The following is a 25,219-nucleotide window of genomic DNA, read 5'->3' as shown; positions in this document are numbered from 1 at the left end:
GAATGCAGGATGTGCGCACCCTACGCCGAACTCCATGCCCATTCCTGCTTCTCGCTCCTCGATGCACCTTGCCAACCCGAGCAACTGGTCGAACGAGCCACGGCACTCGGCTACGAGCACCTGGCACTCACCGACCACGATGCGTTGCACGGTGTCGTGCGCTTCGTCCGCGCAGCCGAGCGCGCCGGTCTCCATCCGGTGATCGGAGCCGAAGTGACGATGGAAGACGGGAGCCATCTCACGCTCCTGGCTGAAGACGGACGCGGCTATGCGACGCTCGCGCGTCTCCTCTCGGCCGCGCGACTCGGCTGGCCGACGCCCGAGGGACCGGGCAGCGAGAATACCGCGCTCGCGGGCTCGCCCGTGCGGCGAGCGGTCGCGCTCCCCTGGCGCTGGCTCGTCGACTACCACGATGGGCTCATCGTCTTGACCGGTTGCCGTCAGGGACCACTCGCACGCGCCCTGACACAGGGAGATCGAGCAGGCGCGCTCGCTCGTGCCGGCTGGCTCGCTCGCGTCTTCGGTCCGGGACGCTGCTTCGTCGAGCTCCAGGACCATGGGGAACGCGGCGATCGCGAACGTTGTGCCGAGCTGGCTCAGCTCGCGAGCGCGACCGGCTTGTCGGTCGTCGCTACCGGCAACGTCCACTATCTCGACGAACAGGGCTGGCGTTTGCAGGATATCCTCGTCTGCATCCGCGAGGGTATTACGGTCGATCTGCCCCATCCAGCCCGCAAGACATCGGCAGCGTACCGGCTCGTCGCACCAGCGACGATGGTGCGCCGGTTTCGCTCCTTGCCGGAGGCTCTCGCGAACACGCTCCGGATCGCTGAACGCTGCCAGGTCTCGCTCGATTTCCGGCAGGTGCGTTTCCCGCCCCTGCCCCATCTCGTGCCACCAGGCGAGACACCGATGCAGGTCTTACGGCGCCAGGCGTACGAAGGAGCGCAGCGCCGCTACGGCCAGCTCAGCGAGCCCGTCGTCCGGCAACTCGAGCACGAGCTCGGGGTCATCGAGCGACTCGGCGTCGCTGAGTTCTTTCTCATTTGTGCCGATCTCGCCAATCGCTTCCGCGGTCGTGGTCGCGGCTCGGCAGCTGACTCGCTCGTCGCCTATTGCCTCGGCATCACCCAAGTCGATCCCCTGGCCCATCGCTTGCTCTTCGAGCGCTTCCTCAATGAGGAACGTCCCTCGATGCCGGATATCGATATCGATTTCGGCCTCGACGATCGCGAGCGAGCGATCGCGTACGTCTACGCGACCTACGGAGTCGAGCATGCCGCCATGGTCTGCAATTACGTGACCTTTCAGGCCCGGAGTGCGATCCGCGATCTCGGTCGGGTACTCGGCTTGCCAGCCGAGATCGTCGATGAGTTGGCCAAGAGCCAGGGGCGTCTGGGCGAGCCACTTCCGGTACTCGCCCGCGCGCTGGCGCCTCGCCTCTCGCCCGATCTCCGTCGCCGACTCGCCTGGCTGGTCCGCCTAGCACCGCAACTGGAGGACATCCCTCGCCACCTCTCGGTGCACGTCGGCGGGATGGTGATCGCCGGCCGGCCGGTCGTCGAACTCACCACTGTCGAGCCATCGCGCATGCCTGGTCGAGTCGTGCTCGGCTGGGACAAGCGGGACATCGAGGAAGCTGGGCTCATCAAAACCGACGTGCTCTGCGTCCGAGCGATTTCGGTCGTTCACCAGGCGATCGCGCTCATCGAGCAGGCGAGCGGTGTCCGCATCGATCTCGAGCGGTTACCGCTCGACGATCCGGCCGTCTATCGTCTGCTGCAGACGGCTGATACGATCGGCACGTATCAGGTCGAGAGTCGTGCCCAACAGCAGAGCTTGCCGCGAACGCACCCCGAACGGTTCGAAGACCTGATCGCCCAGGTCGCCATCATCCGGCCAGGTCCGATCCAAGGTGGGATGGTCCATCCCTACATCCGGCGAAGACGCGGGCTGGAGCCGGTCCGCTATCTCCACCCCAAGCTCGAGCCGATCCTGCGCGAGACGCTCGGCGTCATTCTCTACCAGGAACAGGTCCTCGAGGTCGCCATGGCGATCGCCGGGATGACGGCTGGACAGGCCGATGCGTTCCGGCGGGCGATGGGGAGCAAGCGCTCGCGCGCAGCGATGGAGGCACTGCGCGGCGATTTCCTGGCCGGCGCCGAGCGGAACGGGGTCGCGCGGACGGTAGCCGAGCGGATCTTCGAGCAGATCGCAGCCTTCGCCGAATACGGCTTCTGCAAGAGCCACGCTGCTGCACTCGCTCGCACGGCCTACGAGACGCTCTGGCTCCGCGCCCATTATCCCGCAGCCCTGCTCTGTGCGCTCCTCGACAATCAGCCGATGGGCTTCTATGCACCGGAGGTACTGATCTGGGACGCGCTGCGACGCGGTATCCGGGTGCTCCCACCGGACCTGCTCGCCAGCGCGGCATCGACGACCCTCGCCGGTGATCCCGTCCGCGGTCCAGTGCGCCTCGGGCTCACTGCAGTGCGCGGAGTCGGTCGAGCTGCTGCCGAGCGGATCGTCGCCGCACGGCTCGAGCACCCCTTCCGGGATGCTGCGGATGCCGTCCGCCGGGCGCAACTCGCTCCTGAGCAAGTCGAGGCGCTCGTTCTCGTCGGCGCATTCGATCGGCTGGCACCTGGTCGCAGTCGGCGCGAACTCTTGTGGGATCTTCTCGCCGTCGCAACCGAGCGCCCGGAGTGTCCGCGCCTCCTCGACGTTGCCGAACCGACGGTCGAGCTGCCCGAGCTCGACACAGTCGAGCAGACCTTCCTCGACTACGCCATTCTCGGCTTCTGCCTCGACCGACATCTCATGGAGCTCTACAGCACCCAACGGCGGATTCTCCGCGTTATCCCCGCCGCGCGACTGCGCACGCTGCCACCAGGCGCGACCGCACGAGTCGCTGGCCTGGTCGTCTGCCGGCAAGCACCCCCGACGGCACGCGGCGTCCTCTTCCTCACGCTCGAAGACGAGACCGGACTCGTCAACGTGATCGTCCCACCCGCCGTGCGCGAGCTGCACCGCGCGCTGCTTCGTCGACAACCGGTGCTGGTGATCGACGGGCGCGTCGAGCGCGAGGGAGCACTAGCGAGCCTGGTCGCTGAGGAAGTGCGACCGCTCGGCCGGCCGCTCAGCGGGCAACCGACTCGCGTCAGCACCCTCTCGCACGATTTCCGCTGAGCGGGCGAGTTCCGGCGGCAGGTCGTTCTCGTCAGCCAGGATCCACAGCAACGCCGCGAGCTGACGCCGCTCAGCTCGACTCATCTCCTCCCAGCCGACTAGCCGCTCGCGGATATGCTCGATCGTGGGATGCCCAGCTCGCTGACGTGTCCCGAGAAAGTAACTGGCGAGGCTGCTCGTCACCATCCCGATGACGCCGATCCCGACCAGCATCAGCACGACTGCGACCACTCGACCGACCGGTGTACGAGGTGCGATGTCACCATAGCCCACCGTGGTGACGGTCACGATCGCCCACCAGAGCGCCTCTCCATAACTCTGGACGCCGGGCTCGACCAGACGCAAAACGAGCCCACCGAGCATGACCAGCGCGCCTGCTGTCAGGAGGCCGTACCCGAGCCCGTTCTGGCGAGCGATGGCGCGCAGCTCCCGAGTGGCGCGCCAGAACCAGACACCCGCGCGGAGCAGTCGCACCAAGCGGAGGACACGAGCGAGCCGGAACCAATCCCACGGGAGGATCGCGATCAATTCGATCAGGTGCGCCCGCACGAAACGTCGCCGATCGCCCGCTCGGGCGAGCCGCCAGGCGTAATCAGCGACGAAGACCACCCAGATCACCTGGCTCGCCCTTTCCACTACCGGCGTCGATGGGAGCGTGAGCAGCCAGACCGCGATGATAGCCAAAGCGGCCATGCTCCCCTCGTACAACCACGGAGCGAAGCGTCGCATTGCTCCTGTCCCTGCTACTGGCTCGCTCGACCTGACACGCTGCGCTCCGATCGTACGCTTTGCACGCCGATCCCGCAACGATCGGCACTTCACGAGTCCGCGGATCCTCATCCGGCATGCCTCTAACGCACCATGTCCCCAGAGGTTCCCGCTCTTCCCAGTCACGACCGAACCAGTGAGACCGACGACACCTCATATACCGACTGCCTCGCCGGACTCCATCCCGCGCAGGCTCGTCTCTAGGAAGCGACGATTCGGTACCGCGTTGGGCTCTTCGCTGCAGGCGCTGTCTACCTCGGCAACGCTCGTCTGCGCCCTCCAGTGCATTCCATCTCCTTCTCAGCCAGCGCGACCTCCGCTAGAATGGGCAGCGTATCGGCGGAGCGGGGAGGGAGAGAATGCGTGTTTGTCTCGGCGATCGCCTGTGGACTCGTGACGGACAGGAAGCTGGCACCGTCGAGTGGCTTCTCATCGATCCGCAACGACTGCGGGTCAACGCGCTCGTCATCCGGCGCGGGCTGATTCTCCGGCATAGTCTCGTCGTACCGCTCGAGGTGATCGGACTGGAGGAAAACGGTACGCGCTCGATCCTGCGCTACACGAGCCGCGAGCTCGATCAGCTGCCGGAGTTTCACCGCGAACTCTACACGGGCGAAGTCACCTGGCGGCTGACCGGAGAACGAGCGAGCCCGTTCTTTCTTCCCGGTTGGCTACCACCAGCTTCCCTCTCTGAGCCTCCGCCACCATCTCCCGAGGTGATCGAGCTCGGTGAGATCGTCCGGACACTCGATCAGGCTCATGCTGTCCTCCACCGTGGAGCCGCGGTCGTCACTGCAGAGGGAGAACGAGTCGCGCACCTGCATGACCTTTGTGCCGAAATTCCCAGCGGTCGGCTCCTCCACGTTCGCGTCCGGTACGGCCTTCCTCCGCACGATCTCGATATCCCGGTCGATGCCGTGAGCAGCGCTGACGACGGTGTGTTGTATCTCCGCTGGTGGCGTGACGAATTCGAGCGCGCAGCCCACGGGGCGACTGGAACGGAACGCTGAGGGGGTACGATGCCGGAGGAGATCCGCGGTATCGTCGTCGGCAGCCGCAACGCGGCAGTCGGGTTCCCGCGAGCCATCGAGATTTTGCGGAGTGGCGGCAGTGCCCTCGAGGCAGCGATCGCAGCAGTCAAAGCCGTCGAGGACGATCTCCGCGACCAGGGAGTCGGAACTGGTGGTATCCCGAATATCCTCGGTGAAGTCGAACTCGATGCCAGCATCATGGACGGCCGGACGCTGGCCGCCGGTGCAGTCGGCGCGCTCAAGCATTATCCGCATCCGATCGAGGTTGCCCGCCGGATCATGGAGTGCACACCGCACGTCATGCTGGTCGGGGAAGGAGCGGAACTGTTCGCCCGGACGCACGGGTTCCAGCCTGCCAACTTGCTCACTCCGGAAGCTGAAGCGATCTGGCGTGCGGTGATCGAAGGGCGACTCGCTCCCGAGCAGAACGTCTACGAGGACCGCTACCAACTGTACATGGCGGTCGTTCGCCGCTGGACTGAACTCCTGCACCGCGAACTCTTCGGCACGACGAACGTGATCGCTCGTGATCTCGAAGGGAACATCGCCTGCGCGGTGTCCACGAGCGGCTGGGGATTCAAGTGGCCCGGACGGCTCGGCGATTCCCCCATTATCGGAGCTGGTAATTATGCCGATAACCGGTATGGCGCTGCCGCGTGTACTGGACGCGGCGAGATGGCGATCCGCTGCGCGACCGCCCATAGTGTCGTCATGTTCCTTCGCTTCGGCTTGCCGCTCGAGGAGGCCCTCCGCCAAGCGATGCTCGACCTCCGCCACCTCGACGATCCCTATGCCGAGGCTGACACCGTGATGAACATCGTTGCCATGGATCGCTACGGAAATGTGGCCGCAGCCTCGACGTCGCCCGAAGCCACTTATGTCGTGCAGACGATCGAGATGGAGACGTACGAGGAACGGCCTCGCCTGCACGTCCCGCTCCGCGAATGAACACGCGCTGAATCGTCACTGGCCAGGATTCGGTGGGCAGGGTGTGATCCGCTCCGATGAGCCGCCGGAACGTGGGCGTGCGGAGCGGCGCTGGCGGTCTACGCCAGCTGGATCGCACAGGAAGTGCAGTCTGTCCCACCGAAACACGTTCCGTACCTGGCACGGTGAAGAACGGGCACTCGATCCCCGTGCTCCCCAGGGTGTTCCGTACTGCGTCTGTCGGTGACCTTCGTCTTCCTGACGGCACCGGAAGGCGTAGCGGTCGCTGCACTGACGCTCGTATCGACGGCATCCAGCGAGCTGGCCGTGCAGAGTTTCGCACCGTTCCGCAGACTCGGAACTCCGGTCTTCGAGGAGACCGTCCGGCTGCCGTACACTGCGCAGCAACGCATGCTCGACCAGGTTGCGGCACCGGGGTTCCGCTACTACGGTCGCGGCAACTTCCTCGACACGCTCGATCCGCTCGTCATCGAACCACTGGCCACTGCCCACGCAGAGGCAACGTCGCCGCAGAGTCGCATCCTGTTCGTTCGCCTCGGCGGCGCAGTCGCTACCATGCCGATGCAAGCCACAGTGTTCCCGCATCGCAACCGCCCCTGGGGTGGTGACCGCCCTGGCGATCTGGCGTGACCCGGCCGAGGACGGTGCGAACCGGGCCTGGATCGAACGAGTCTGGAGCGCGTTGCCTGCTCTGCCGAAGGCCGCCTGCGTCAACGAACTCGGTGACGAGGGGAACGGAGGCGTGCGTGCTGCCTACGGCCCGAATGACGAGTGTTCGAGCCAGCTCGAGCGACGGTACGATCCGAACAACCTCTCCGCTTGAACCAGAACATCGTCCCGGCTCGACACATCCTGTGCGCCCAGGCAGCCTCTCGTGCCCGGGTGCACGTGCTGGTCAGCCAGCGAGGGCGACGCCGAAGAGTCGTCCGACGCCAAAGGTGATCGCGGCAGCTGCCAGTCCGATCACCACCTGCCGCAACCCAGAGCGAAGTGCGCTGCGACCGGTGATGACCGTGATGCCAGCTCCGAGGAGAAACAGGGCCAGTCCACTCAGTACGACGCTCGCTACCGCTGCCCGTATCCCGCCCAAGGCGATGTACGGCAGGATGGGGACGATGGCTCCGACCGAAAAGAGCAGAAAGGAGGCGACCGCCGCTTCCCAAGCCGATCCGCCTAACTCCTCCGGGTCGATCGCGAGTTCTTCGCGAACCAGCGTTTCCAGTGCCGGCGCTCCCTCGCGAACGAGCCGATCGGCCAACTCGCGAGCCGTTTGGGGCGGGAGTCCCTTCGCGCGATAGATCAATTCCAGCTCTTCACGCTCTTCCTCCGGGAAGGCGATGAGTTCCTCCTGCTCGATCCGGATCTGATGCTCGAAGAGTTCCCGCGCGCTCTGCACGGAGAGCCATTCGCCCATCGCCATGGAAAGCGAACCAGCCAAGAGGCCGGCGATGCCGGTCAGGAGGATCACCTTGGGAGCCAAGTCAGCACCGGCCACCCCCATGACGAGACTCAGGTTGGACACGAGCCCATCGTTCGCACCGAGCACAGCAGCGCGCAGCGCGTTTCCTCCGACAGCACGATGACGGCCCTCCAAGACGGCCAGCGCGCTCCCTGGGAGACCGCTCGGCCGTTCGCGCCCGATCAATTGGAGCAAGCGTGCATGTCGATGCTCGGTCGCCGGCAACGGAGTCGTCGCAGCCTCAGGCTGCGCATCGTACTTGGCCTGGTCAGCCCATTCCCGAGCGGTAACCGTCGGGAGGACCAGCGCTGCACCCCAATGCCGCGCGATCGCGATGAGGACACGCGTGCGCCAGCTTGGGCGGAGCTGGGGAACCGGCACGCCGAGTTCGCGGAGTTTCTGTTCCCAAAATCGGGCGTGTTCCTGCTCCATGGCTGCCAGCCGCTGGAAGACCTCCCGGAGCTCCGGCGAACGCTCAGCTTCAGCCAGGGCTCGATACAACGCGGCACTGTCGATCTCGGCCTGAAGATTGCTTCGATAGCGAGCGATGGCATCGTGTGCGTCGGTCATCGCTGCGCATCCTCCGTTTCGCCCGTCGCGCCTGACACTACCATGAGTCGGTCAGGTGCGGTAGGCTCTCGCTCCAGGCGAGCAGGCACGCTCCTCGCCTTGCCGGTCGCACACGGCAGGGTGTGGCACCTTACCGAAGCGGAAAGTAGAACGTCGGTACGGTCAACAGGATGGGGCTGTAATGGACTTCCTGGATTTCTGGTCGCGGACAAGCGGCACATGGATCAACGCCACGACAGTAGCGATCGGAACCGCTTTCGGTCTCCTGCTCCACGGTCGCTTACCGGATCGCATGCAGCGAATCGCTGTCCAAGGTGTCGGCCTCACGACCGTCTTCATCGCGCTCTCCATGGCCGGGAGTCTCGGTCAGGCGACGGTCGGGCGTTTCGATGGCGTCGTCCTCGGACTGGTGACACTCGTGTTGGGTGGACTGCTCGGCGAGTGGTGGCGCGTCGAGGAGGGGCTCGAAACGCTGGGAAACTGGATCAAACGGCGCGTGGGTGGCGGCGGATCGTTCACCGAGGGATTCGTGGCAGCGAGCCTGCTCTTCTGCGTGGGGCCGATGACGCTGATCGGCTCGCTCAACAACGGCCTGACCGGTGACGCGACACTGTTGGTCATCAAGGCGACGTTAGATGGGATCTCCAGTGTCGCGCTCGCCAGTGCGTATGGGGTCGGGGTCGGGTTCTCTATCCTCGTGATCCTCCTGTATCAGGGAGGCGTCTCGCTCGCAGCTGGTGCTCTGGCCCAACTGCTCCCTGATCCCGCCAATGACCCGCGCATCCTCCTGGTGACCGGTGTCGGCGGCGTGATGATGATCGGGATCGCGATCAACTTGCTCAGCTTGGGACGGGTCCGCGTGGCCTCGTTCCTCCCCGCGCTCGTGCTGGGTCCACTCGTCTCCACGCTCGCGCGCTGGTTGAGCTGACCCTGCCTCTGCCGCTCCCTCAGGAGTCGACGTACACGGTGACGGTCGCGAGAGCCACCCACGGTTCGGTACCGTCGTCTCCTGGGGTGGCGAGCGACAGCGAGATCGTCAATTGCGAACCGGCGAGAAGCTGGGATTTGTCGATCACCCAGGCGAAGGTCCCCCACTCGCCACGCGGGAAGGGGCTCACACCTTCCCAGACCGTCAAGCCATTGATGCCGATGCGCACGACCGGCGCGAGCGATCCTGGATTGGTCATCCCTTCGGCGACCAGCACGATGCGCTGCACCGGACTGGACGGGTTCAGCCAGATGCGGCCCTGCGAGGCTCCACTTTGCGTTCCGTAGAGAACAGCCGCAGTCGCTGGGAGGGACAGGTGCGCGACGGCATCGGAATCTGCCGGTGCCGCGCCCGCGAGAGCGTTACCGGCGAAGGGATACGGCGTGAGCGTTCCGAGGATGCCACCGATACTCGCGACGGGCACCGGCTGCCCGACACGGGCCATCGGCGGCAAATCGCGCCAGGGATCAGGCGTGGGCGTCGGGCTGGGCAGCGGCGTCGCGGTCGGCTCTGGGATAGCCGCGACCGGCGGACCGACTGACGGCCATGGCGACTCGGTCGGAGTGGCGACCGGTGTCGGCGACAGTTCCAGCTGCGGAACGGGAGTCGGAGTCACCGCAGGCGAACTCGTCCTCGGCGGGACGACTGGTGCAGTCGGGGCGACCGCTGCCGGTGAGGGGATCGCCGTGACAGCCGGCGAAGGCGTCGACGTCGGCTCGCGGGTCGGGGTGGCGGTCGGTGAAGGACGCAGAGCCGGTGTCGGCGTCGGCGTACTGGCGCGACTCGCCGAGAGCACCGGCAGCCCGGGCAATTGGGCCGGTGCCGGTAATGGAGTCGGTGTCGGTACCGGCCGATCGGTCCGGAGCGTAAAGGCTGGAGCGCTGGTCACCGTCCTTTGCCCGGCATCGATTGCCGGTCGATTCGTCACCAGCGAGTTGGCGAGGGCGATGCCGGCCCACAGGCCGCCGAGCAGTGCGGTAGTCAGAACGGCCACTGCCAAGGGGCGACGGGTGAGGTCGATCAGTCGCTGGCGCAGGGCCGCAGTCGGTCCCCTTTGGGAGCGAACGAATGCTGCGCCCGCTGCCGGAGCTGTTCCCCCAGTTGGCCCCACACTGCCCATCCCAGCTGGAGTCCAAGCTCGCTGCGAAGCGAGGAGATCCAGCAGATACGAACCCGGTTGTGGTTCGGGTTCACCACGCGTGAGGCGCAGGCGTGGACAACTCTCGAACGAACCGAGACAGTAGGACGCTTGCCAGGCCAGATCGGCGAGCGGCCGGTGATCCGCTGCGCACACCCGCTGCTCACCGAGCGAGAGCGCATGGGCCTCCGGATCGACGAGCAAGCGGAAGTACGGGCAGGCTGGCCGCCGTTGCGGTGTCGGCTCATCGCTGTATCGTGCCCCGCTGAGCATCCCCGCTGTCCCCCCGCGTTGGCCGGTCCCTCCGCATCCCTCGGCGCCTGCTTACCGCCCCGTTCCTCGGTGTACCCGAGCGGAGCACGCAGCGGGGAGATGACTCCGGTCCTAAATCGGCCAGTCCGGTCGGGAGAGAGGTGTGTCCGCGTTTCCTAGGTCACGGGAAGCGCCGGGCACAGGCAGACAAGGAGAACCACGGCCGAGCAGATGCGAGCGATGCCGCACCAGCGAGCACGACGGTGGTGACGTCCTCGTCAGGGGACGAACTGGGAGACTCCCGGACAGCTATCGCGCCTGCTCAGTGCGGGGTGCCCCAGCCACCGCCCCCGGGTGTTTCGATGCGGAGCCGATCGCCCGGATGGACTGTCAGGCGCTGCTTCCCCCGGAGGAGAAGGTCCTGCTCGCGGCCGTCCGGCCGGCGCGTGATCAAGAGATTCCGTCCGGTCGCGCCCGGCTCGCCACCCTGTAACCCCCATGGCGCAAAACGCCGACGCTCAGTCAGCAAGGTCACCTCGGCGCTCGTCAAGAACTCGAGCTCGCGGACGAGTCCATCTCCGCCCCGGGCAGCACCGCGTCCCCCGGAACCGTCGCGCAGGCTATACCGCACGACGCGGACGGGATAGGCATACTCCAAGGCTTCGACCGGCGTATTGCGCGTGTTGCTCATATGGACGTGAACACCGGATAGCCCATCCAGTCCCGGGCGTGCTCCCATCCCCCCGCCCATCGTCTCGTAGTACGCGAACGGTGTACCGGTGCGCGGGTCGATGCCACCGATCGTGAGGTTGTTCATGGTCCCCTGACTCGCCGCGGGGATGACATCGGGCAACGCCCTCGCCAGTGCGCCGAACAGGACATCGACGATCCGTTGTGACGTCTCTACGTTGCCGCCAGCGACTGCCCGTTGCGGTCGGGCGTTGACGACCGTACCCTCCGGCGCGATCACCCGCACGGTCCGGAAGACGCCGTGGTTCATCGGTGCATCCTCCGGCATCAGGCAGCGCAACACGTAATACACGGCTGACTTGGTGACGGTCTCGACCGTATTGATGCTCCCGGTTCGCTCAGGAGACGTTCCGGTGAAATCGACCTCCAGTATCTCGCCATCGACGGTAATCGTCGCAGTGATCGAGACGGGTTCTTCGCTCACACCGTCGTCGTCCAAATAGTCAGTAAAAGAGTACGAACCGGGCGGGATTTGGCGGATGGCAGCTCGGGCCAGGCGTTCTCCGTAGTCGAGGAGTGCTGCCGAGAGCGCCTGGTACGACGCCACTCCATACCGAGCGACCAGCTCGCGCACCCGTCGCACACCGGTACGGTTCGCTGCGTACTGGGCGAGGAGGTCACCGTGACGCTCGTCCGGCGTACGCACGTTGCGCAAGATGAGGGCGAGCGCCGCCTCATTCAGCTGACCGCGCTGCCACAGCTTGATCGGCGGAATGATGATCCCCTCCTGATACAGCTCGGTCGCGATCGGCATCGAGCCCGGGCTGATACCACCGACGTCAGCGTGGTGCGCCCGATTGGCCACATAGCCGAGCAGGACGCTCCCACTGTCGTCGAGAAAGACCGGGGTGACCATGGTGATATCGGGGAGATGATTGCCTCCCAGATAGGGGTCATTCAGGACGACGACGTCGCCGGGCGCGAAGGGAGCGCAGTGCTCGATGACCGCGCGCACCGAGTCAGGCATCGAGCCGAGGTGCGCCGGTATGTGGGCGGCTTGCGCGAGCATCTGTCCAGCTGGATCGAAGACGGCACATGAAAAATCGAGCCGCTCCTTGATGTTCGGCGAGTAACTGGAGCGCTGCAGCGCAGCACCCATTTCCTCGGCGATCGCACTGACCGCGGCCGCGAAGACAGCGAGCGAGATCGGATCGATGCGCGCTTCACCGCTCATCGCTCGGCCTCCGAGTCATGGTATTTCCTATCGAGGAGTTCCACCCCGTCACCCCGCTGGCGGAGGACGAGCGAGAGTCCCCCGTCGACGAATCCTCGCCAACCAGGCGGGATCACGGTCGTGCTGTCGTACTGCGTAACCAGTGCTGGACCGACGAGCACGGCTCCAGGACCGAGTTCTTCTCGCCGGTAATGCGGCACGCGATGAGGCACAACACGATGACCGGTACGGAAAAAGACGGCCCGCTCATCGATCGGGGTCGGTTCCCATAGTTCGGCAATGGGTTCTGGCGGTGGAAGTTCGGCTGGGCCCGGCGAACTGACCCGCAGGCGCGCTGACACGACCATCACCGGTTCGCCGGGCATGGCATAGCCATAGCGATCCTGATGCGCGGCATGAAAGGCACGCACGGTCTCGGCCAGCGATGACTGGAAGGGAATCGTCAGCTCGTACGATTGCCGCGCATAGCGCATGTCGAGAGCGCGGTGGAACACCAGCTGGTCGGGCGTCGTTCCGTCGGCCGCCGCATCGCGCAGTGCCGCAGCCTCGAGTGCGGCGAACGCCTCGCTGACTGCCGACGCTGCCGTAGGCTCGTTCGCCTTCAGCATCAGACTCCGGGTGTAGTCGCGCAGTCGGTCGGCTGTCAGCAGGCCGAGGGCGGAGAGCGTGCCGGGATGCGGCGGAATGAGAACGAGTGGGATATGTAGCGCGGAGGCGAGCAGGCACGCCATCATCGGCCCCGCTCCACCGAATCCCACCAGCCCGTATTCCCGCGGATCCTTCCCGCGCTCCACCGTGATCACCCGGATCGCTCCCACCATGTTCGCCTGCGCCACCTCCAGGATTCCCCAGGCCGCTTCCTCCAGCCGCACGCCCAGCACCCGCGCCACTCGACCGAGCGCATCCCGCGCTCGCTCCACCTCCAGCCGCATCTCCCCACCCAGAAAGGCATCCGGGAGCAGCCATCCGAGAACCACGGCCGCATCGGTGACCGTGGGTTCGCTCCCACCCCGCCCGTACGCCGCTGGTCCCGGCACCGCGCCCGCCGACTGCGGTCCGACCCGCAGCACGCCACCGGTATCGAACCACGCGATCGAACCACCCCCGGCGCCGACCGTGTGCATGTCCAGCATCGGAACCCGAACGGGGTAACCAGCGATTTCGCCTTCGCTGCGCTCGCTCGGCGTCCCATCGATCAGGCAGACATCGGTGGAAGTCCCACCCATGTCGAAGCTGATGACGCGCGAGAACCCGGACCGCGCAGCGACTGCCCGTGCCCCGATCGCTCCAGCCGCCGGTCCGGACAGAATGGTGCGTACCGCTTGTCGCCCAGCTACTGCCGCGCTCACCAACCCACCGTTCGATTGCATGATGCCGAGCGCACAGCCGGCGGGAAGACTCGCCGCCAGACGCTCCAGATACTGTCCCATCACTGGGGCAACGAACGCATTCAGGACCGTCGTCGACGTGCGCTCGTACTCGCGATATTCGGGTGAGATCTCGTGTGATGCCGAAACGAGGAATCCCCGAGCGCGCAGGAACTCCGCAACCCGCTTCTCGTGCTCCGGATTGACGAAGCTGAAGAGAAGACAGACCGCGACCGACTCCACGCCTGCCAACCGGAGTTCCGCCACTACGCTGTGCAGGTCATCGTCGACCAGCGGCACGAGCACGCCACCGCGCTCGTCCAAGCGCTCGCGCACTTCGAAACGGAGCGCCCGCGGAACCAGCGGCGGAGGCTTCGTCTGCCGCAGATCGTAGAGCCGTGGCCGGTTCTGTCGGCCGATCTCCAGCACGTCGCGGAATCCCGCTGTCGTCACCAGCGCGGTACGGGCTCCCTTCCGTTCCAGGATCGCGTTCGTTGCCACTGTCGAACCGTGGAGGAGTTCGCGCACTGTCGGAAGGACGCCGAGCCGTTCGAGTCCACGCACGATCGCTCGTGCCGGATCGTCCGGGGTCGACGGTTCCTTGTGGAGACGAACACCAGTGCCATCCAGGACGACGAAATCGGTAAAGGTCCCACCGGTATCGACACCGACCCGAACCATCGCCGCTCCTTCGCTGTGACGACGTACTCCTCAGAACCTGACCCACGGTAGCATAGCTGGCTATGGTACAAGTCTGCCGCCCCGAACGCACCTGGAACGTGCACGGCATCCGACCATACCGATACCTGCTCCCTCTCAACGGCCCGGATCGGTCGATCCCTGGCACGTGAGCCCGTGCGCCTTCCGTCGGGGGTACCGCGGCAAAGAACTGGAGCGCGTTTCTCCTCACCGGACGGTCAGAAGAAGCGGGCGAGCGTCGACATGCGAGTTCGGCTCAGGATGCACGCAACATCGGTGGAAGCTCTCGCTGGCTACCACGCGCTCTGGTGTACCTCATCGGGGAGAGTAGGGCCGAAGGACAGGAAACGCAGGAGCACTCGCCTGCCGACCACCGGAGAGGGTTCAAAGATCTGTACTGCTTGCCGACCGGACCGACTGCACGACACGCTCGTCGTCCAGCGAGTGGCGGAAGCGATCGACCCGGGAACACCGGGATCACGATCGCTTCCACGCTGCCGGGAATGCCGGCGCTGGCAACCACTTCTCGTTCACCGTTCTTCACTGGTCCAGGGCGAGTGTTACCGCCGGGGCACGGACGAGCCGTCCAGTGACCGGAACTTCGAGCCGCACGCGCTGCGTGCCCTCCGGTGGGAGCTCGAACTCGAGTGTCGAAGCTCCGGCGAAGACCCCGCCTTTCTCGTCCCGTTCCAATCCTGCACTCCCACCGATGTTGCGATAGACCTTGCCCATCTCCGCTCGGAGAACGATGCCCTCCCAGACCGGTCCGACGAGGAGCATCCGACGCGCTTCCGGGTCGAGCAGGTTCCGCACGACCAGTACCATCTCGTCGCCCCGACGCTGCACGCTCGTCACCGTGAGTGGCTCACCGCCCAACTCGAACGCCGTCCCGAGCGGGACGATCGCCCCCTCTGGTACTTCCCAGCGTGGCCTCAAGTCCAATGCGATCCGAACCGGCTCGGGGTGCGCGACGATCCACGGGTACCACTCGCTCGTGTCTGCCCGCCCAGCGGGGGAAACTCCGCCACGCGTGACCCGTCGGGCAGTGGCCATTCACCCGAGGCTTCCACCAGTCCCCCGTTGGACAAGCGCACCCGTAGGCCATTGTCGAGGACATGCGAAGGGCCCAGCTTTCCGGTCTCGAGCCGATAGACGATGCCGGTGCCGGCTCGGCTGGAAAAAAGATGGTGCAGCACGATTCGGAGGTCGGGGTGGTCAGTAGCTATCTCGCGCTCCACCGCAAACACGGTCGGCGCTACAGCCGCTCGATCGAAGACGCTCTTCGGGAGGACAAAGGTCCAGGGACCTTCGATCCGGCGCGGGCTACCGTTCAAACCCGTTTCCGGCGCCACCAAAAGCCATTCGATCGTCACGGTGGCCTCTCCAGGCTCGGCGGGCCGGTAGCCCACGAGCAGGTCGACCGGAAGCCAGCCGTCGCGTTCCGGATAGCTCACGAGACTTCCCCAGAGACGCTCGTCACCGACGAATCCGGTCACGTTCAGCATATCGGCGGCGATCGGGAGGAACGTCTCGCTCGGCCGCGTGGCCATTTCGCGTCGCAGCTCCAGGCGCAAGACGGTGCCGATGAGCCGCGCCTGCACGTCGGTCAAACGAATGCGGATGCCGCTCGCTCGCGTTTCGACCGGCAACCCGGTCGCGCGAGGACTCTCCGCTGTCCCGCACCCGATCAGGAGCGGTCCAGCGAGAAGCATCGCCATCGCGGCGACGCTCCACCGCCCTGCTGCACGCTGCCTCCACCCGCCCCGATGCATGGCGCACCTGCTATCGGGTCATCGCCTGCCAGTACCAGTACGTCGGAAACCGGTACGACTCGATACCGGCTGCCCGCAAGAAGCCTGCCGAACTGCCACAGCTATCCTCGCCACTCGTCATGTGCTCGATCCAAACCGGCGTGTTCGGTCCACCCCAGTCGATGCGCTGTCCGAAGGCTTCGTACGTCCATCGCGGCGTATTCCAGTAGTACAGCGGAAACGCCGCCCCGTTGTCCCAGAACCGGCCGTTGTACGGGGCTGGCGCCGAGCGCGTCCAGCGAGAGTCTTCACAGACCGCACGATGGCCGACCGTCATGACGTTGACCCGCAAACCGAACGACTGGACGAGAATGTAGTCGCTGTACGGGGTATGCCGCACGCGGGCAATCGATCGATAATCGTTCCCCGCTGCATCGCGTAGGGCATACTCGGGGAAATCGGCATCGAGCGCCTTCGCTCCAGTGACAGTCACGAGCGCGGCGGCGAGAGCGAGCAACGAAGCCTGCCGAGCATGTCGCATGAGGCGATCCTTTCCGTAGCTGGTCGACTGGCCACACTCAAAATAGCAGAGAGAGACTTGTCGAGTGTTCAGCGAGCGCGCTCGATCCCGATCGACGGTTCACGTCACCGGCGAAGAGCAGCCAACATCGCGCGCGATCCCCGGTCTCGCGCCGCGCTGCTCGTTTTCGCACACGACCGTGCCGTGAGCGAGTCAGCGACCGTCCGCCGGTGCACTGCACCGATCCCGCGTTCCCACAGTACAATGCGGCAAGCGGATCGCTGGACGAAGCAGAGAGGAGACCGCCATGAGCGACCTTTTGCGGATCGGACTCGTGCAAATGAACTCCCGCTCGGACAAAAGCGAGAACCTCGCCGTCGCTGAACGGCTGATCGAAGAAGCGGCCAGGCAAGGTGCCGAACTGGTCGCTCTGCCCGAGTACGTCAACTTTCTCGGACCCCGCGAACTCCACGAGGCGAACGCCGAGCCGATTCCCGGTCCGACCACCGAGCGGTTCGCCACGCTCGCCCGCCGCTACGGCATCTACCTCCTGGGCGGCTCGATCCTCGAGCGCTCAGCGATCCCCGGCAAGTACTACAACACGAGCGTTCTCTTTGCGCCCGACGGTGAAATCATCGCCAGCTACCGCAAGATCCACCTCTTCGATGTCGATCTGACCGGCAATGTCTCCAGCAACGAGTCGGCGACCATCTTGCCCGGTGACCGGGTCGTGACCGCCGAGGTAGCAGGGCACGTGGTCGGGCTGACCATCTGCTACGATCTGCGTTTCCCCGAACTCTATCGCCTGCTCGCGCTCGAAGGAGCCGAACTCATCCTCGTTCCCGCCGCCTTCACGCTCTACACCGGCAAGGACCACTGGCACGTGTTGCTGCGCGCCCGAGCGATCGAGAACCAGTGCTACGTTGCCGCGCCAGCCCAAATCGGTCCACACGATCCGGGGCAACAGTGCTATGGCCACTCCCTCGTCGCCGACCCCTGGGGAACCGTCATCGCCGAGGCGATCAATCGCGTCGGTGTGGTCGTGACGACGCTGGACTTCGCCTACCTTCGCGAAGTACGAACCCAGCTCCCGTCACTGGCCAATCGCCGGCCGGAAACCTATGGGAGTCTCGCTCTGACACGTTGAACCGGACGAGAAACTCGCTTCATGGTGGGCTGGACCGATCGAATCAGCCCCCTCGGTCCAGCCCACGCGCTCTTCCCGGGTACCCCACGACGGATGCGCAGACCTTCCGGACACTCCGCGACGCGCCCGAATCAGGTCAGCGCAGCGACGAGCGCGCCGAGAATCGCGGCTGGCACCACCACGAAGAAGAAATAAACGATCCAGGAAACGACCGCCGTCAGGATCGCGCGGCCAGTCGAGAAGTCGCAAGCCTGGCGAATCGCGATAACGCTCGCGACCAAGATCCAGATGCCGATCACAAAGCGGATCAATCCGCCCACCACGGGTAGGAGGCCGAGGACGTAGAGGACACCCGGCGCCTGGGCAAAGCCGAGCGTGCGCAGGAGCTGGCCGATCGTCACGCGCGTTTCGCTCGTCGCGAAAAGCTTACCTCCGATCAAATAGGCGATTCCCGCGTACAGGACGAACCCGATCACGCCGAAGATCACTCCACCGACGAGTCCCGGGATACCCGCATCTCGTAGATTTCCGATCCCACTCGCGATCGCTGAGAGGACCACGATGGCGAGCGCGGTACCAGTCGCCGCCTCGTCACGCTCGACACTCTCGTAGGCCTCCGCATCCAACCGCGCCGCACCGAGAGCACGCTCGATCACACCCGCATGCGCCATTTTCCCCTCCTCGTTCGGCTATCTTCTCCGGAACTACGGAGTCATTTTCGTACAAGGGATCCATGAAGTCAAGATCTGATTCGGCAACGCTCGTTTTCGAAATCATGACCGTCTTGTCGACCTCTCGTCTCCTGCCCTGGCCCCGTGCCTCTCGCGTACACTTGAAGGTCGGGCAGCACTGCCCCGATTCGGTAGCCAGGAGCGCCCGATGCGCCACGGTGAGTACAAGACACCCGGTGGCAAGCTGGTGCAAGTCGACTGCGAGGTGATCGGTGGTCGACTGCGCAACGTGCAGGTCACGGGCGATTTCTTCCTCGAACCTCCCGAAGCGCTCGATGCGATCGCGCAGGCGCTGGAAGACGCACCGGTCGATGCCAGCGAGGAGGAACTGGTCGAGCGGATCCAACGTGCGCTCGAGCCCTTCGGGAGCAGCCTGGAACTTCTCGGCTTCTCTCCCGAAGCCGTCGCACGAGCGACCCGGAGGGCGATCGGATGACCCATCTGGAACGCTGGAGGCGGTACCGCTGGCAGTTGATCGCTGGGGAAGGATTCGATCCAGCGATGCAGATGGCGCTCGACGAGGTGCTGACGCGTCGAGTGGGAGCGGGCGAGCGCCCTCCCACGCTCCGCTTCTGGGAATGGACGGCTCCCGCAGTCGTGATCGGTCGCTTCCAGTCGCTCCGCAACGAGGTCGATTTTGCCGAGGCCGAGCGTTATGGCATCACGGTCGTCCGCCGCATTACCGGTGGTGGTGCCATGCTGACCGAGCCCGGTAAAGTGATCACCTATTCGATCTATGCGCCGCCGGAACTGGTCGCCGGGATGTCCTTCCAGGAATCGTACGCCTTTCTCGACCAGTGGGTCGTCGAGGCGTTGCGGGCGCTCGGCGTCGACGCGTGGTACCAGCCGATCAACGACATCGCCTGCGCGCGTGGCAAGATCGGTGGCGCAGCGCAAGCTCGCCGCTACGGTGCCGTCTTGCATCACACGACTATGGCCTACGATATCGAGCCTGAGAAGGTTCCGCGCGTCATCCGCATCGGACGCGAGAAACTGAGCGACAAAGGTGTGCCGAGTGCAGCCAAGCGAGTCGCTCCATTGCGGCAGCAGACTGACCTGCCGCGGGAGGTGATCCAGGAACACCTCATCCGGACGTTCGCCGAACGTCATGGCCTCGAGGAAGGCATGCTCTTCCCCGAAGAGATCGACGAGGCCCGCGAACTGGTCCGCACCAAGTTCGGAACCTGGGAGTGGACGGCGATCCTGCCCTGAGCGCTACTGGAACAGCTTCGAGCCTGTTCCCCGTCGCCGGCGACCTTCCTCGAGGATCGCCGCGATTTCTGCCTTGCTGAACAGTCGCTCGCAGAAGGTGGAGGCCAGACGGGTACCAGGCTGGGGGCGCCGCATTCCTCGTACGAGGACACCGGCCTCTGTCTGCACGATCATCACGTCGACGAGCTGCTCCTCGTCGATGAAGCGTCCGACAGCTCGCAAGATGTCCTCGTACCGGTAGACCAGTGTCTCACCGGTCGAATTCGTCACGTGTGCCTGGAAGTCCTCGGCTTCTACGCGGGGTACACTCCTCTCGCCGTCCGGCGAGGAAGGCAGTGCCGAGCCTCGTCCCGCTAGTCTCCGCAGCATGTTTCCGCCTCACCGCAGCCGAAAACGCTTGTTCGCCACATAGTCCATCACGATGTACTCGCCGAGATGATCCGGCGTCGCGAAGAAGGCACGACCTTTGTTGATCCGCGTCATCTCGTTCACGAAACTCGCCAGATAGGGGCTCCGCTCCAACATGAACGTGTTGATGACGATCTCCTCGCGTGTGCAGCGAGCGACTTCCTTGAGCGTCTCTTGGAAGGTTTGGTAGGTCGGCGGGTAAGAGAAACGCACCTGCTCGCCATCGAAGTAGGCCGTTGGTTCCCCATCGGTGATCAGGATGATTTGCCGCGTTCCCCCTCGGTGCCGAGCCAGGAGCTGTCGGGCCAACATGAAGCCATGCTGCATGTTGGTCCCGTAGTTGTACTCGTCCCAGGTGATGTGCGGCAGTTCCTCCGGCTCGAGGACCGAAGCGACGTAGGAAAAGCCGATGATGTACAGCACATCGCGGGGAAACTGGGTGCGGATCAGACTATCCAACGCGAGAGCGACCTTCTTGGCCGCGAGAAAGCAGCCGTTATAGAGCATCGAACGGCTCATGTCGACCATGAGCACGGTCGCGGCCCGGGTCATCGTTTCGGTCCGGAATACCTCGAAGTCCTCTGGCCGCAGCCGCACTGGCGTCCCCGGCCCCTCCCGCTGGATCGCGTTCATGACCGTCCGCGGCAGATGCAAGAGGAACGGATCCCCGAACTCGTACGCCTTGGTTTCCTCGAGCGGCTCACCGCCGCGACCGCTCCGCTCGATCGGGTGCTGGCCGAAGCGATTTCGCTTGAGATGTTGGAAAATCTCGCGCAGAGCCTTTTGCCCGATCCGCCGGATCGCACGAGGCGTCAGCTCGTAGCCCCGGCGTGTCCGCTGGATATACCCCGCCTCCTCGAGCAGGCGCGTGATCTGACGGAGCGCATCGAGCTGCGCGGCCAACTCATCACCGTACAGCTCGCGCAGCCGCTCGAAATCGACTCGTCCGAGATCGCGCCAATCGCGGACACTCTCCAGCTGCTCCTCGAAGTCCTGCATCTCGCGCAGTTGCTCCATCAGCCGCAACGCTTGGCTCAGCGTCAGTTCCTCGCTCCCGCTGAACGGCTGCGCCTGCCGATAGGGATTCTCCGGCATGAGTTGTCCGAGCATTCGGCCGAGCTGGCGGAGTTCCTGCTGCAGTTCGGGATCGCGCAGCGCCGCCTCGAGTGCTTCCTCGAGTTGCTGCCGCATTTCGGGCGGCAGGGAATCGAGCAGACTCTGCACTGCTGCCATCTGGCGAGCCAGGTGATCGAGGAGTTCCTCGACACTGGCGAAATCGCGCCCGAAGTAGTGTCCCCAGCGGTGCTTGAAGCGGTCCAGATCGGGCTGACCACCCTGAGCGTGCTCGCGCAACAGCTCATTGAGATCCCGCAGCATCTGCCGGAGCTCTTGAAGCGCCTCGGGGGTCAGATTCTGAATCGCCTGCTGCAGACCTTGGAATGTCTGCTCGAGTACCTGTCGTTGCAACGAGGCGAGCAGCTCTTGGAACTTCCGTCGCGCTTCCGGATCCATGAACTCGTAGTCGCTGAGCGCGCGGATGCGCCCTGCCGGATCAGCCGGAAGCTGATCCAGGAAGGCCAGCTTCTGTTGCGCCATCCGCTCCAGCAAGCGCTGCAGCGCCGGATCGGCCGGCGCGGCCTCGCCTTCCCCCACCTCTGACTGCGTCCCACCTCTCTCTCCTCCCTCGGACACCGGCGCAGCCCGCTCCTGCGCACGAGCGAGCCGCTCACGTCCTTCTTGGACGCGTCGCTCGATCCCGGCCCGCTCCGTTCGGATCACCTCGTCCAAGCGCTGGTTGAGGTCGTCGAGAACCGAGCCGAGGTCGTAGCGCTGGAGCAACTGCTGGCGCTGCTGGCGAATCCGTTCCAGGAGTTCGCGGAATCCAGGCATCCGGGCATCGGGGCGATCCATTCCCCAGCGGAAGAGCCGTTGTAGCGCTCGGTTGACATCCCCTTCGGCCAGGAGGTCGTCGGCCATCGCTTCGAGCAACTCCTCGGCCGTGAAGGCAGCGATCTCCTGGGTTCCGTCCCAGCGACTGTAGCGGAAACGATTCGGCGTACCGGCCACGGTGCACCTCCTGGCGCTCTCTCCTCGTCAGCTCCGGTAGCGGGCGGCACCGCGTCCGGTGGCACGCTCCTTGTTCACGCGCCGGTTCAAGTGCAGTCCCTCGAGCACGAACTCGACTGCCGCCGCGACCAGCGCCGGGTCCCCCGTCGCACCGAGCCGCTGCGTAGCACGCCGCAGGCTCTCGATATGGGAGACCTGATGGACATAGCGCATCGCTGGCTGGAGATCGGAGGCCTCCACGGTCAGGCCGTTCTCGAAGGCGAGGATGAGATCGTCGAAGTCCCGCACCGAGAAGTAGCGATTGAAGGTCGCCACGACTGCCCCGTTGATCAACTTCTCGATGATCCGATCCTCCTGCACCTCGCCCAGCGTTTCGAACTCCAGCTTCCCGAGCGTGGAGGCGACGAGCGCCGGGAGATCGCTGATCCGCGGCACCGCATGCTTCTCGCCCAAGCGGAGAGCCCGCTTGACCGCATTGCTGATCAGCGTCTCGTAATTGGCGACCGACATGCGCGCGCTGACCCCGGAGCGCTGGCTGATATCCGGACTGCGGCGTGCGAGGTGCGTGATCTCGGCGACGATCTCGCGCATGTACTGTGGCACCGTCACCGCGATACCAGGCACCTCGACCGGCGTCCGCTCCTGCTCCATGATGGCGATTTCGTGCTCGATGGTCCGCGGGTAATGGGTCCGGATCTGCGCACCGAAGCGATCCTTGAGCGGGGTGATGATCCGCCCGCGATTGGTGTAGTCCTCGGGATTGGCGCTCGCGACGACGAACACGTCGAGCGGCAGTCGCACCCGATAGCCCCGAATCTGCACGTCTCGCTCTTCCATGATGTTGAGCAACCCCACCTGAATCCGCTCAGCCAGGTCGGGAAGCTCATTGATGACGAAGATGCCGCGATTGGTCCGCGGGATCAGGCCGTAGTGGATGGTGAGCTCGTCGGAGAGATAGCGTCCCTCCGCCACTTTGATCGGGTCGATCTCGCCGATCAGATCGGCGATCGTCGTGTCTGGGGTGGCCAGCTTTTCCGCATAGCGCTCCTCGCGCCGGATCCACGCGATCGGCGTCGCGTCGCCCCTCTCGGCGATGAGATCCCGCGCATACTTCGAGATGGGAGCGAACGGGTTATCGTTCACCTCGCTGCCGGCGACGATCGGAATCTCCTCGTCCAAGAGATTGACGAGGAGCCGCGCCATGCGCGTCTTGGCCTGGCCGCGCTCACCGAGGAAGATGATGTCCTGCCCGGCCAAAATGGCATTCTCCACCTGCGGGATGACCGTCTCCTCGTACCCGATGATGCCAGGGAAAATCGGCTCTCCTGCCTGAATCTTGGCGATGAGGTTCTTGCGCATTTCTTCCCGAACAGGAAGGACGCGGTAGCCGCTCTCGCGTAGCTCGCCTAGCGTTCGTGGTCTCTCCATGTCGGCTCCTCGATCGTCGTTTCCAGTGCGTCGGCGTCGACGTGGTGAAGTGCTTCCTCAATCCTACTCCGCGCCGGCAACCCGTCAACTCCTTCTGTCGACTGCCGGCGCTCGGCGGCGAGCGCGCTCCGGAAGGCATCGCGCCCGCGGAGTCCTTCCGCCACCCAACGCGCGATCCACCGCTGCCGTCGCGCGAGTTCGCGGCTCGCTACCTCGACCGGCAAGCCGAAACGATCGCGCAAGGTCTCCAGGAAAACGGACGGGTACACCGCGAGCGGTGAGCGCAGCGTCTCGCGCAGCGCGAGCAACCGGATCGCTGGACGATTTTCCGGAGCGCCGATCGCCTCGACGCGGACCACGCGTCGCAGCAGTCCCTCGCTCGTCACCCCCATACCGAGCGTCACCACCAGGTCGAGCGCGACCAAGTGCTCGGCCGGCACCTCGAGCGGGAAGCTGTTCAGCAACGCAAAAACCTCGTCAGCGCCCTGGGCGTGCACGGTCGCCCCGAGACGCCAGCCTGCAGCCAGGAGCGCGAAGAGGCGTCGCACCCCTTTCCCCCACAAGTAGATCGGCAAGTGATCGCTGATCTCGTTGACGAGGAGATAGGTTCTGTGTGGATCGAGCTCGCTGGCGAAGGCGAACCGCTCGTACCAACCGCGCAGGTAATAGCATGTCGTCCCCGCCGGGAGAAGGTCAGCCAGCGCGGTGAGCAACGTCGTCTTCCCGGCCCCATGCTCGCGGGCCGCGACGATGACGGACGCTCGCTGCTCGAGCGCGATCCAGAGGAACGCGGCGGTGGCGGCATCCATGCAGCCCAGACGCACGAGATCGACGAGCGAGAGGTCGCCGCTCCCTCGCGCACCGTATCGTCCCCACCAATCGGCCGGGGGAAACTCGGTCAGCTCCGGATCGGGCGGTCTCCTCCAACGCTCCATGGGTCAAGGATACCCGAGAGCCGCATCGCCTCGCCTGACCCGCCGCTCATACTCGGAAGCGATGCCGCCTCAGCCCCGCTGCTCCAGCGGCACGTAGTGCCGGTTCGTCGGCCCGACGTACTCGGCGCGCGGCCGGATCAAACGATTGTCGGCCTGCTGCTCCAGGACGTGCGCGGTCCAGCCCGCAATGCGGCTCGCCGCGAAGACCGGTGTCATGAGCTCCTTTTCGATCCCCAAATAATGGTAGACCGAGGCCGCGTAGAAGTCGACATTGGGATAGAGTCCCTTTTCCCGCTGCATCACCTCGGCGATCGCCACCGAGAGCTCGTACCAGCGGAGATCACCACGTGCTTCCCCGAGTCGGCGCGAGAGGTCGCGGAGCCACTTGGCACGCGGATCTTCCCCCTTGTACACGCGATGGCCGAAACCCATGATCCGCTCCTTGCGAGCCAGCTTCTCCGCGATGTACGGCTCGACCCGGTCGAGCGTTCCGATCTCCTCCAACATCTGCATGACAGCAGCGTTCGCCCCGCCGTGGAGCGGCCCTTTGAGTGCCGCGATCGCCGCCGTGACTGCGGCATGCATGTCAGCCAGTGTCGCGGCTACGACCCGCGCCGCGAAGGTCGAGGCGTTGAACTCGTGATCGGCGTGGAGCACCAGGATCTTGTTCATCGCCTCGACCTCGAG

At 65.2% G+C, this 25,219-nt stretch carries 24 protein-coding genes; 9 read left to right on the top strand and 15 right to left on the bottom strand.

Annotated elements, in window-relative coordinates; genetic code table 11:
* Positions 1 to 9: 9 nt before the first annotated feature.
* Positions 10 to 3,189 carry a DNA polymerase III subunit alpha gene (locus ACWIVK_RS00120; RefSeq protein WP_448574515.1) on the top strand — a complete coding sequence of 1,060 codons (3,180 nt, stop codon included), beginning with the start codon at positions 10 to 12 and terminating at the stop codon, positions 3,187 to 3,189.
* Here the strand turns inward: ACWIVK_RS00120 and ACWIVK_RS00115 are convergent.
* Both ACWIVK_RS00115 and ACWIVK_RS00110 read right to left on the bottom strand, forming a co-directional pair.
* Positions 3,094 to 3,918, bottom strand: a complete 825-nt coding sequence (locus ACWIVK_RS00115) for a potassium channel family protein (protein WP_448574514.1) — start codon at positions 3,916 to 3,918, stop codon at positions 3,094 to 3,096. The two genes, ACWIVK_RS00120 and ACWIVK_RS00115, sit on opposite strands and share 96 nt — an antisense overlap.
* A gap of 192 nt (positions 3,919 to 4,110) precedes the next feature.
* Entirely contained in the window at positions 4,111 to 4,245 is a 135-nt protein-coding gene (locus ACWIVK_RS00110; RefSeq protein ID WP_448574513.1) for a hypothetical protein, read from the bottom strand.
* Between the two features lie 71 nt (positions 4,246 to 4,316).
* Between ACWIVK_RS00110 and ACWIVK_RS00105 the strand changes: the two genes are divergently transcribed.
* The 4 genes from ACWIVK_RS00105 (at position 4,317) to ACWIVK_RS00090 (ending at position 6,759) form a co-directional block, all read left to right on the top strand.
* Positions 4,317 to 4,967: a hypothetical protein gene (locus ACWIVK_RS00105; protein WP_448574512.1), complete on the top strand. Its 651-nt coding sequence runs from the start codon at positions 4,317 to 4,319 to the stop codon at positions 4,965 to 4,967.
* 9 nt (positions 4,968 to 4,976) lie between these two features.
* Positions 4,977 to 5,936 carry a N(4)-(beta-N-acetylglucosaminyl)-L-asparaginase gene (locus ACWIVK_RS00100; RefSeq protein WP_448574511.1) on the top strand — a complete coding sequence of 320 codons (960 nt, stop codon included), beginning with the start codon at positions 4,977 to 4,979 and terminating at the stop codon, positions 5,934 to 5,936.
* Between the two features lie 306 nt (positions 5,937 to 6,242).
* Positions 6,243 to 6,566 (top strand): hypothetical protein, encoded by a 324-nt coding sequence (locus ACWIVK_RS00095; RefSeq protein WP_448574510.1) that lies wholly within the window; start codon positions 6,243 to 6,245, stop codon positions 6,564 to 6,566.
* A gap of 52 nt (positions 6,567 to 6,618) precedes the next feature.
* Complete coding sequence (locus tag ACWIVK_RS00090) at positions 6,619 to 6,759, top strand: hypothetical protein (RefSeq protein ID WP_448574509.1); 141 nt, start codon at positions 6,619 to 6,621, stop codon at positions 6,757 to 6,759.
* A gap of 72 nt (positions 6,760 to 6,831) precedes the next feature.
* Here ACWIVK_RS00090 and ACWIVK_RS00085 read toward each other — a convergent pair whose 3' ends face one another.
* Positions 6,832 to 7,965, bottom strand: a complete 1,134-nt coding sequence (locus ACWIVK_RS00085; RefSeq protein WP_448574508.1) for a VIT1/CCC1 transporter family protein — start codon at positions 7,963 to 7,965, stop codon at positions 6,832 to 6,834.
* A 181-nt stretch (positions 7,966 to 8,146) separates the two neighbouring features.
* On the opposite strand from ACWIVK_RS00085, the gene ACWIVK_RS00080 reads away from it, so the two are divergent.
* Complete coding sequence (locus ACWIVK_RS00080) at positions 8,147 to 8,893, top strand: DUF554 domain-containing protein (protein ID WP_448574507.1); 747 nt, start codon at positions 8,147 to 8,149, stop codon at positions 8,891 to 8,893.
* A 19-nt stretch (positions 8,894 to 8,912) separates the two neighbouring features.
* Here the strand turns inward: ACWIVK_RS00080 and ACWIVK_RS00075 are convergent, their stop codons facing one another.
* The 6 genes from ACWIVK_RS00075 to ACWIVK_RS00050 all read right to left on the bottom strand — a co-directional run bounded on the left by ACWIVK_RS00075 (position 8,913) and on the right by ACWIVK_RS00050 (position 16,625).
* Positions 8,913 to 10,364 carry a Tat (twin-arginine translocation) pathway signal sequence domain-containing protein gene (locus ACWIVK_RS00075; RefSeq protein WP_448574505.1) on the bottom strand — a complete coding sequence of 484 codons (1,452 nt, stop codon included), beginning with the start codon at positions 10,362 to 10,364 and terminating at the stop codon, positions 8,913 to 8,915.
* Between the two features lie 301 nt (positions 10,365 to 10,665).
* Entirely contained in the window at positions 10,666 to 12,267 is a 1,602-nt protein-coding gene (locus ACWIVK_RS00070) for a hydantoinase B/oxoprolinase family protein (protein WP_448574503.1), read from the bottom strand.
* Complete coding sequence (locus ACWIVK_RS00065; RefSeq protein WP_448574502.1) at positions 12,264 to 14,315, bottom strand: hydantoinase/oxoprolinase family protein; 2,052 nt, start codon at positions 14,313 to 14,315, stop codon at positions 12,264 to 12,266. Before ACWIVK_RS00065 ends, ACWIVK_RS00070 begins: the two co-directional genes overlap by 4 nt.
* A gap of 558 nt (positions 14,316 to 14,873) precedes the next feature.
* On the bottom strand, positions 14,874 to 15,269 hold the full coding sequence (locus ACWIVK_RS00060) for a hypothetical protein (RefSeq protein WP_448574501.1): 396 nt from the start codon (positions 15,267 to 15,269) through the stop codon (positions 14,874 to 14,876).
* Positions 15,266 to 16,051 (bottom strand): hypothetical protein, encoded by a 786-nt coding sequence (locus ACWIVK_RS00055; RefSeq protein ID WP_448574499.1) that lies wholly within the window; start codon positions 16,049 to 16,051, stop codon positions 15,266 to 15,268. Before ACWIVK_RS00055 ends, ACWIVK_RS00060 begins: the two co-directional genes overlap by 4 nt.
* A 64-nt stretch (positions 16,052 to 16,115) precedes the next feature.
* On the bottom strand, positions 16,116 to 16,625 hold the full coding sequence (locus tag ACWIVK_RS00050; RefSeq protein ID WP_448574497.1) for a hypothetical protein: 510 nt from the start codon (positions 16,623 to 16,625) through the stop codon (positions 16,116 to 16,118).
* A 298-nt stretch (positions 16,626 to 16,923) separates the two neighbouring features.
* On the opposite strand from ACWIVK_RS00050, the gene ACWIVK_RS00045 reads away from it, so the two are divergent.
* Positions 16,924 to 17,751: a carbon-nitrogen hydrolase family protein gene (locus ACWIVK_RS00045; RefSeq protein WP_448574529.1), complete on the top strand. Its 828-nt coding sequence runs from the start codon at positions 16,924 to 16,926 to the stop codon at positions 17,749 to 17,751.
* A 131-nt stretch (positions 17,752 to 17,882) separates the two neighbouring features.
* On the opposite strand, the gene ACWIVK_RS00040 is transcribed toward ACWIVK_RS00045, so the two are convergent.
* Positions 17,883 to 18,422, bottom strand: coding sequence for a YIP1 family protein (locus tag ACWIVK_RS00040; protein ID WP_448574496.1), 540 nt, complete (start codon positions 18,420 to 18,422; stop codon positions 17,883 to 17,885).
* A gap of 208 nt (positions 18,423 to 18,630) precedes the next feature.
* Here ACWIVK_RS00040 and ACWIVK_RS00035 point away from each other — a divergent pair, with 208 nt between their 5' ends.
* A complete protein-coding gene (locus ACWIVK_RS00035; protein WP_448574494.1) occupies positions 18,631 to 18,918 on the top strand; it encodes a biotin--protein ligase in 288 nt (95 codons plus the stop codon).
* Positions 18,915 to 19,694: a lipoate--protein ligase family protein gene (locus ACWIVK_RS00030; RefSeq protein ID WP_448574493.1), complete on the top strand. Its 780-nt coding sequence runs from the start codon at positions 18,915 to 18,917 to the stop codon at positions 19,692 to 19,694. Before ACWIVK_RS00035 ends, ACWIVK_RS00030 begins: the two co-directional genes overlap by 4 nt.
* 3 nt (positions 19,695 to 19,697) lie before the next feature.
* On the opposite strand, the gene ACWIVK_RS00025 is transcribed toward ACWIVK_RS00030, so the two are convergent.
* From ACWIVK_RS00025 to ACWIVK_RS00005, 5 genes are all read right to left on the bottom strand, one after another.
* The gene (locus tag ACWIVK_RS00025) at positions 19,698 to 19,964 is read right to left on the bottom strand and encodes a hypothetical protein (protein ID WP_448574492.1); all 267 of its coding nucleotides are present in this window, start codon (positions 19,962 to 19,964) and stop codon (positions 19,698 to 19,700) included.
* Positions 19,965 to 20,072: 108 nt separating this feature from the next.
* Positions 20,073 to 22,169 (bottom strand): VWA domain-containing protein, encoded by a 2,097-nt coding sequence (locus ACWIVK_RS00020; RefSeq protein ID WP_448574491.1) that lies wholly within the window; start codon positions 22,167 to 22,169, stop codon positions 20,073 to 20,075.
* A 27-nt stretch (positions 22,170 to 22,196) separates the two neighbouring features.
* Positions 22,197 to 23,597, bottom strand: coding sequence for a sigma 54-interacting transcriptional regulator (locus ACWIVK_RS00015; protein WP_448574490.1), 1,401 nt, complete (start codon positions 23,595 to 23,597; stop codon positions 22,197 to 22,199).
* On the bottom strand, positions 23,576 to 24,532 hold the full coding sequence (locus ACWIVK_RS00010; RefSeq protein ID WP_448574488.1) for a type II secretion system protein E: 957 nt from the start codon (positions 24,530 to 24,532) through the stop codon (positions 23,576 to 23,578). The genes ACWIVK_RS00015 and ACWIVK_RS00010 overlap by 22 nt, the downstream gene beginning before the upstream one ends.
* A gap of 69 nt (positions 24,533 to 24,601) precedes the next feature.
* Positions 24,602 to 25,219: citrate/2-methylcitrate synthase (locus ACWIVK_RS00005; protein ID WP_448574487.1), on the bottom strand; the 618-nt coding region annotated here is incomplete at its 5' end.

The sequence above is a fragment of the Thermomicrobium sp. genome (genome assembly GCF_053493975.1).
This window is presented reverse-complemented; position numbering and strand designations above follow the sequence as displayed.

What these genes read in the sequence shown, in the direction of transcription:
- ACWIVK_RS00065 (WP_448574502.1), bottom strand. Translation starts at nt 14,315, where the DNA reads ATGGTTCGGGTCGGTGTCGATACCGGTGGGACCTTTACCGATTTCGTC.
- ACWIVK_RS00050 (WP_448574497.1), bottom strand. Translation starts at nt 16,625, where the DNA reads ATGCGACATGCTCGGCAGGCTTCGTTGCTCGCTCTCGCCGCCGCGCTC.
- ACWIVK_RS00105 (WP_448574512.1), top strand. Translation starts at nt 4,317, where the DNA reads ATGCGTGTTTGTCTCGGCGATCGCCTGTGGACTCGTGACGGACAGGAA.
- ACWIVK_RS00010 (WP_448574488.1), bottom strand. Translation starts at nt 24,532, where the DNA reads ATGGAGCGTTGGAGGAGACCGCCCGATCCGGAGCTGACCGAGTTTCCC.
- ACWIVK_RS00115 (WP_448574514.1), bottom strand. Translation starts at nt 3,918, where the DNA reads ATGCGACGCTTCGCTCCGTGGTTGTACGAGGGGAGCATGGCCGCTTTG.
- ACWIVK_RS00110 (WP_448574513.1), bottom strand. Translation starts at nt 4,245, where the DNA reads ATGCACTGGAGGGCGCAGACGAGCGTTGCCGAGGTAGACAGCGCCTGC.
- ACWIVK_RS00070 (WP_448574503.1), bottom strand. Translation starts at nt 12,267, where the DNA reads ATGAGCGGTGAAGCGCGCATCGATCCGATCTCGCTCGCTGTCTTCGCG.
- ACWIVK_RS00100 (WP_448574511.1), top strand. Translation starts at nt 4,977, where the DNA reads ATGCCGGAGGAGATCCGCGGTATCGTCGTCGGCAGCCGCAACGCGGCA.
- ACWIVK_RS00015 (WP_448574490.1), bottom strand. Translation starts at nt 23,597, where the DNA reads ATGGAGAGACCACGAACGCTAGGCGAGCTACGCGAGAGCGGCTACCGC.
- ACWIVK_RS00080 (WP_448574507.1), top strand. Translation starts at nt 8,147, where the DNA reads ATGGACTTCCTGGATTTCTGGTCGCGGACAAGCGGCACATGGATCAAC.
- ACWIVK_RS00030 (WP_448574493.1), top strand. Translation starts at nt 18,915, where the DNA reads ATGACCCATCTGGAACGCTGGAGGCGGTACCGCTGGCAGTTGATCGCT.
- ACWIVK_RS00040 (WP_448574496.1), bottom strand. Translation starts at nt 18,422, where the DNA reads ATGGCGCATGCGGGTGTGATCGAGCGTGCTCTCGGTGCGGCGCGGTTG.
- ACWIVK_RS00120 (WP_448574515.1), top strand. Translation starts at nt 10, where the DNA reads ATGTGCGCACCCTACGCCGAACTCCATGCCCATTCCTGCTTCTCGCTC.
- ACWIVK_RS00075 (WP_448574505.1), bottom strand. Translation starts at nt 10,364, where the DNA reads ATGCTCAGCGGGGCACGATACAGCGATGAGCCGACACCGCAACGGCGG.
- ACWIVK_RS00035 (WP_448574494.1), top strand. Translation starts at nt 18,631, where the DNA reads ATGCGCCACGGTGAGTACAAGACACCCGGTGGCAAGCTGGTGCAAGTC.
- ACWIVK_RS00055 (WP_448574499.1), bottom strand. Translation starts at nt 16,051, where the DNA reads ATGGCGATGCTTCTCGCTGGACCGCTCCTGATCGGGTGCGGGACAGCG.
- ACWIVK_RS00085 (WP_448574508.1), bottom strand. Translation starts at nt 7,965, where the DNA reads ATGACCGACGCACACGATGCCATCGCTCGCTATCGAAGCAATCTTCAG.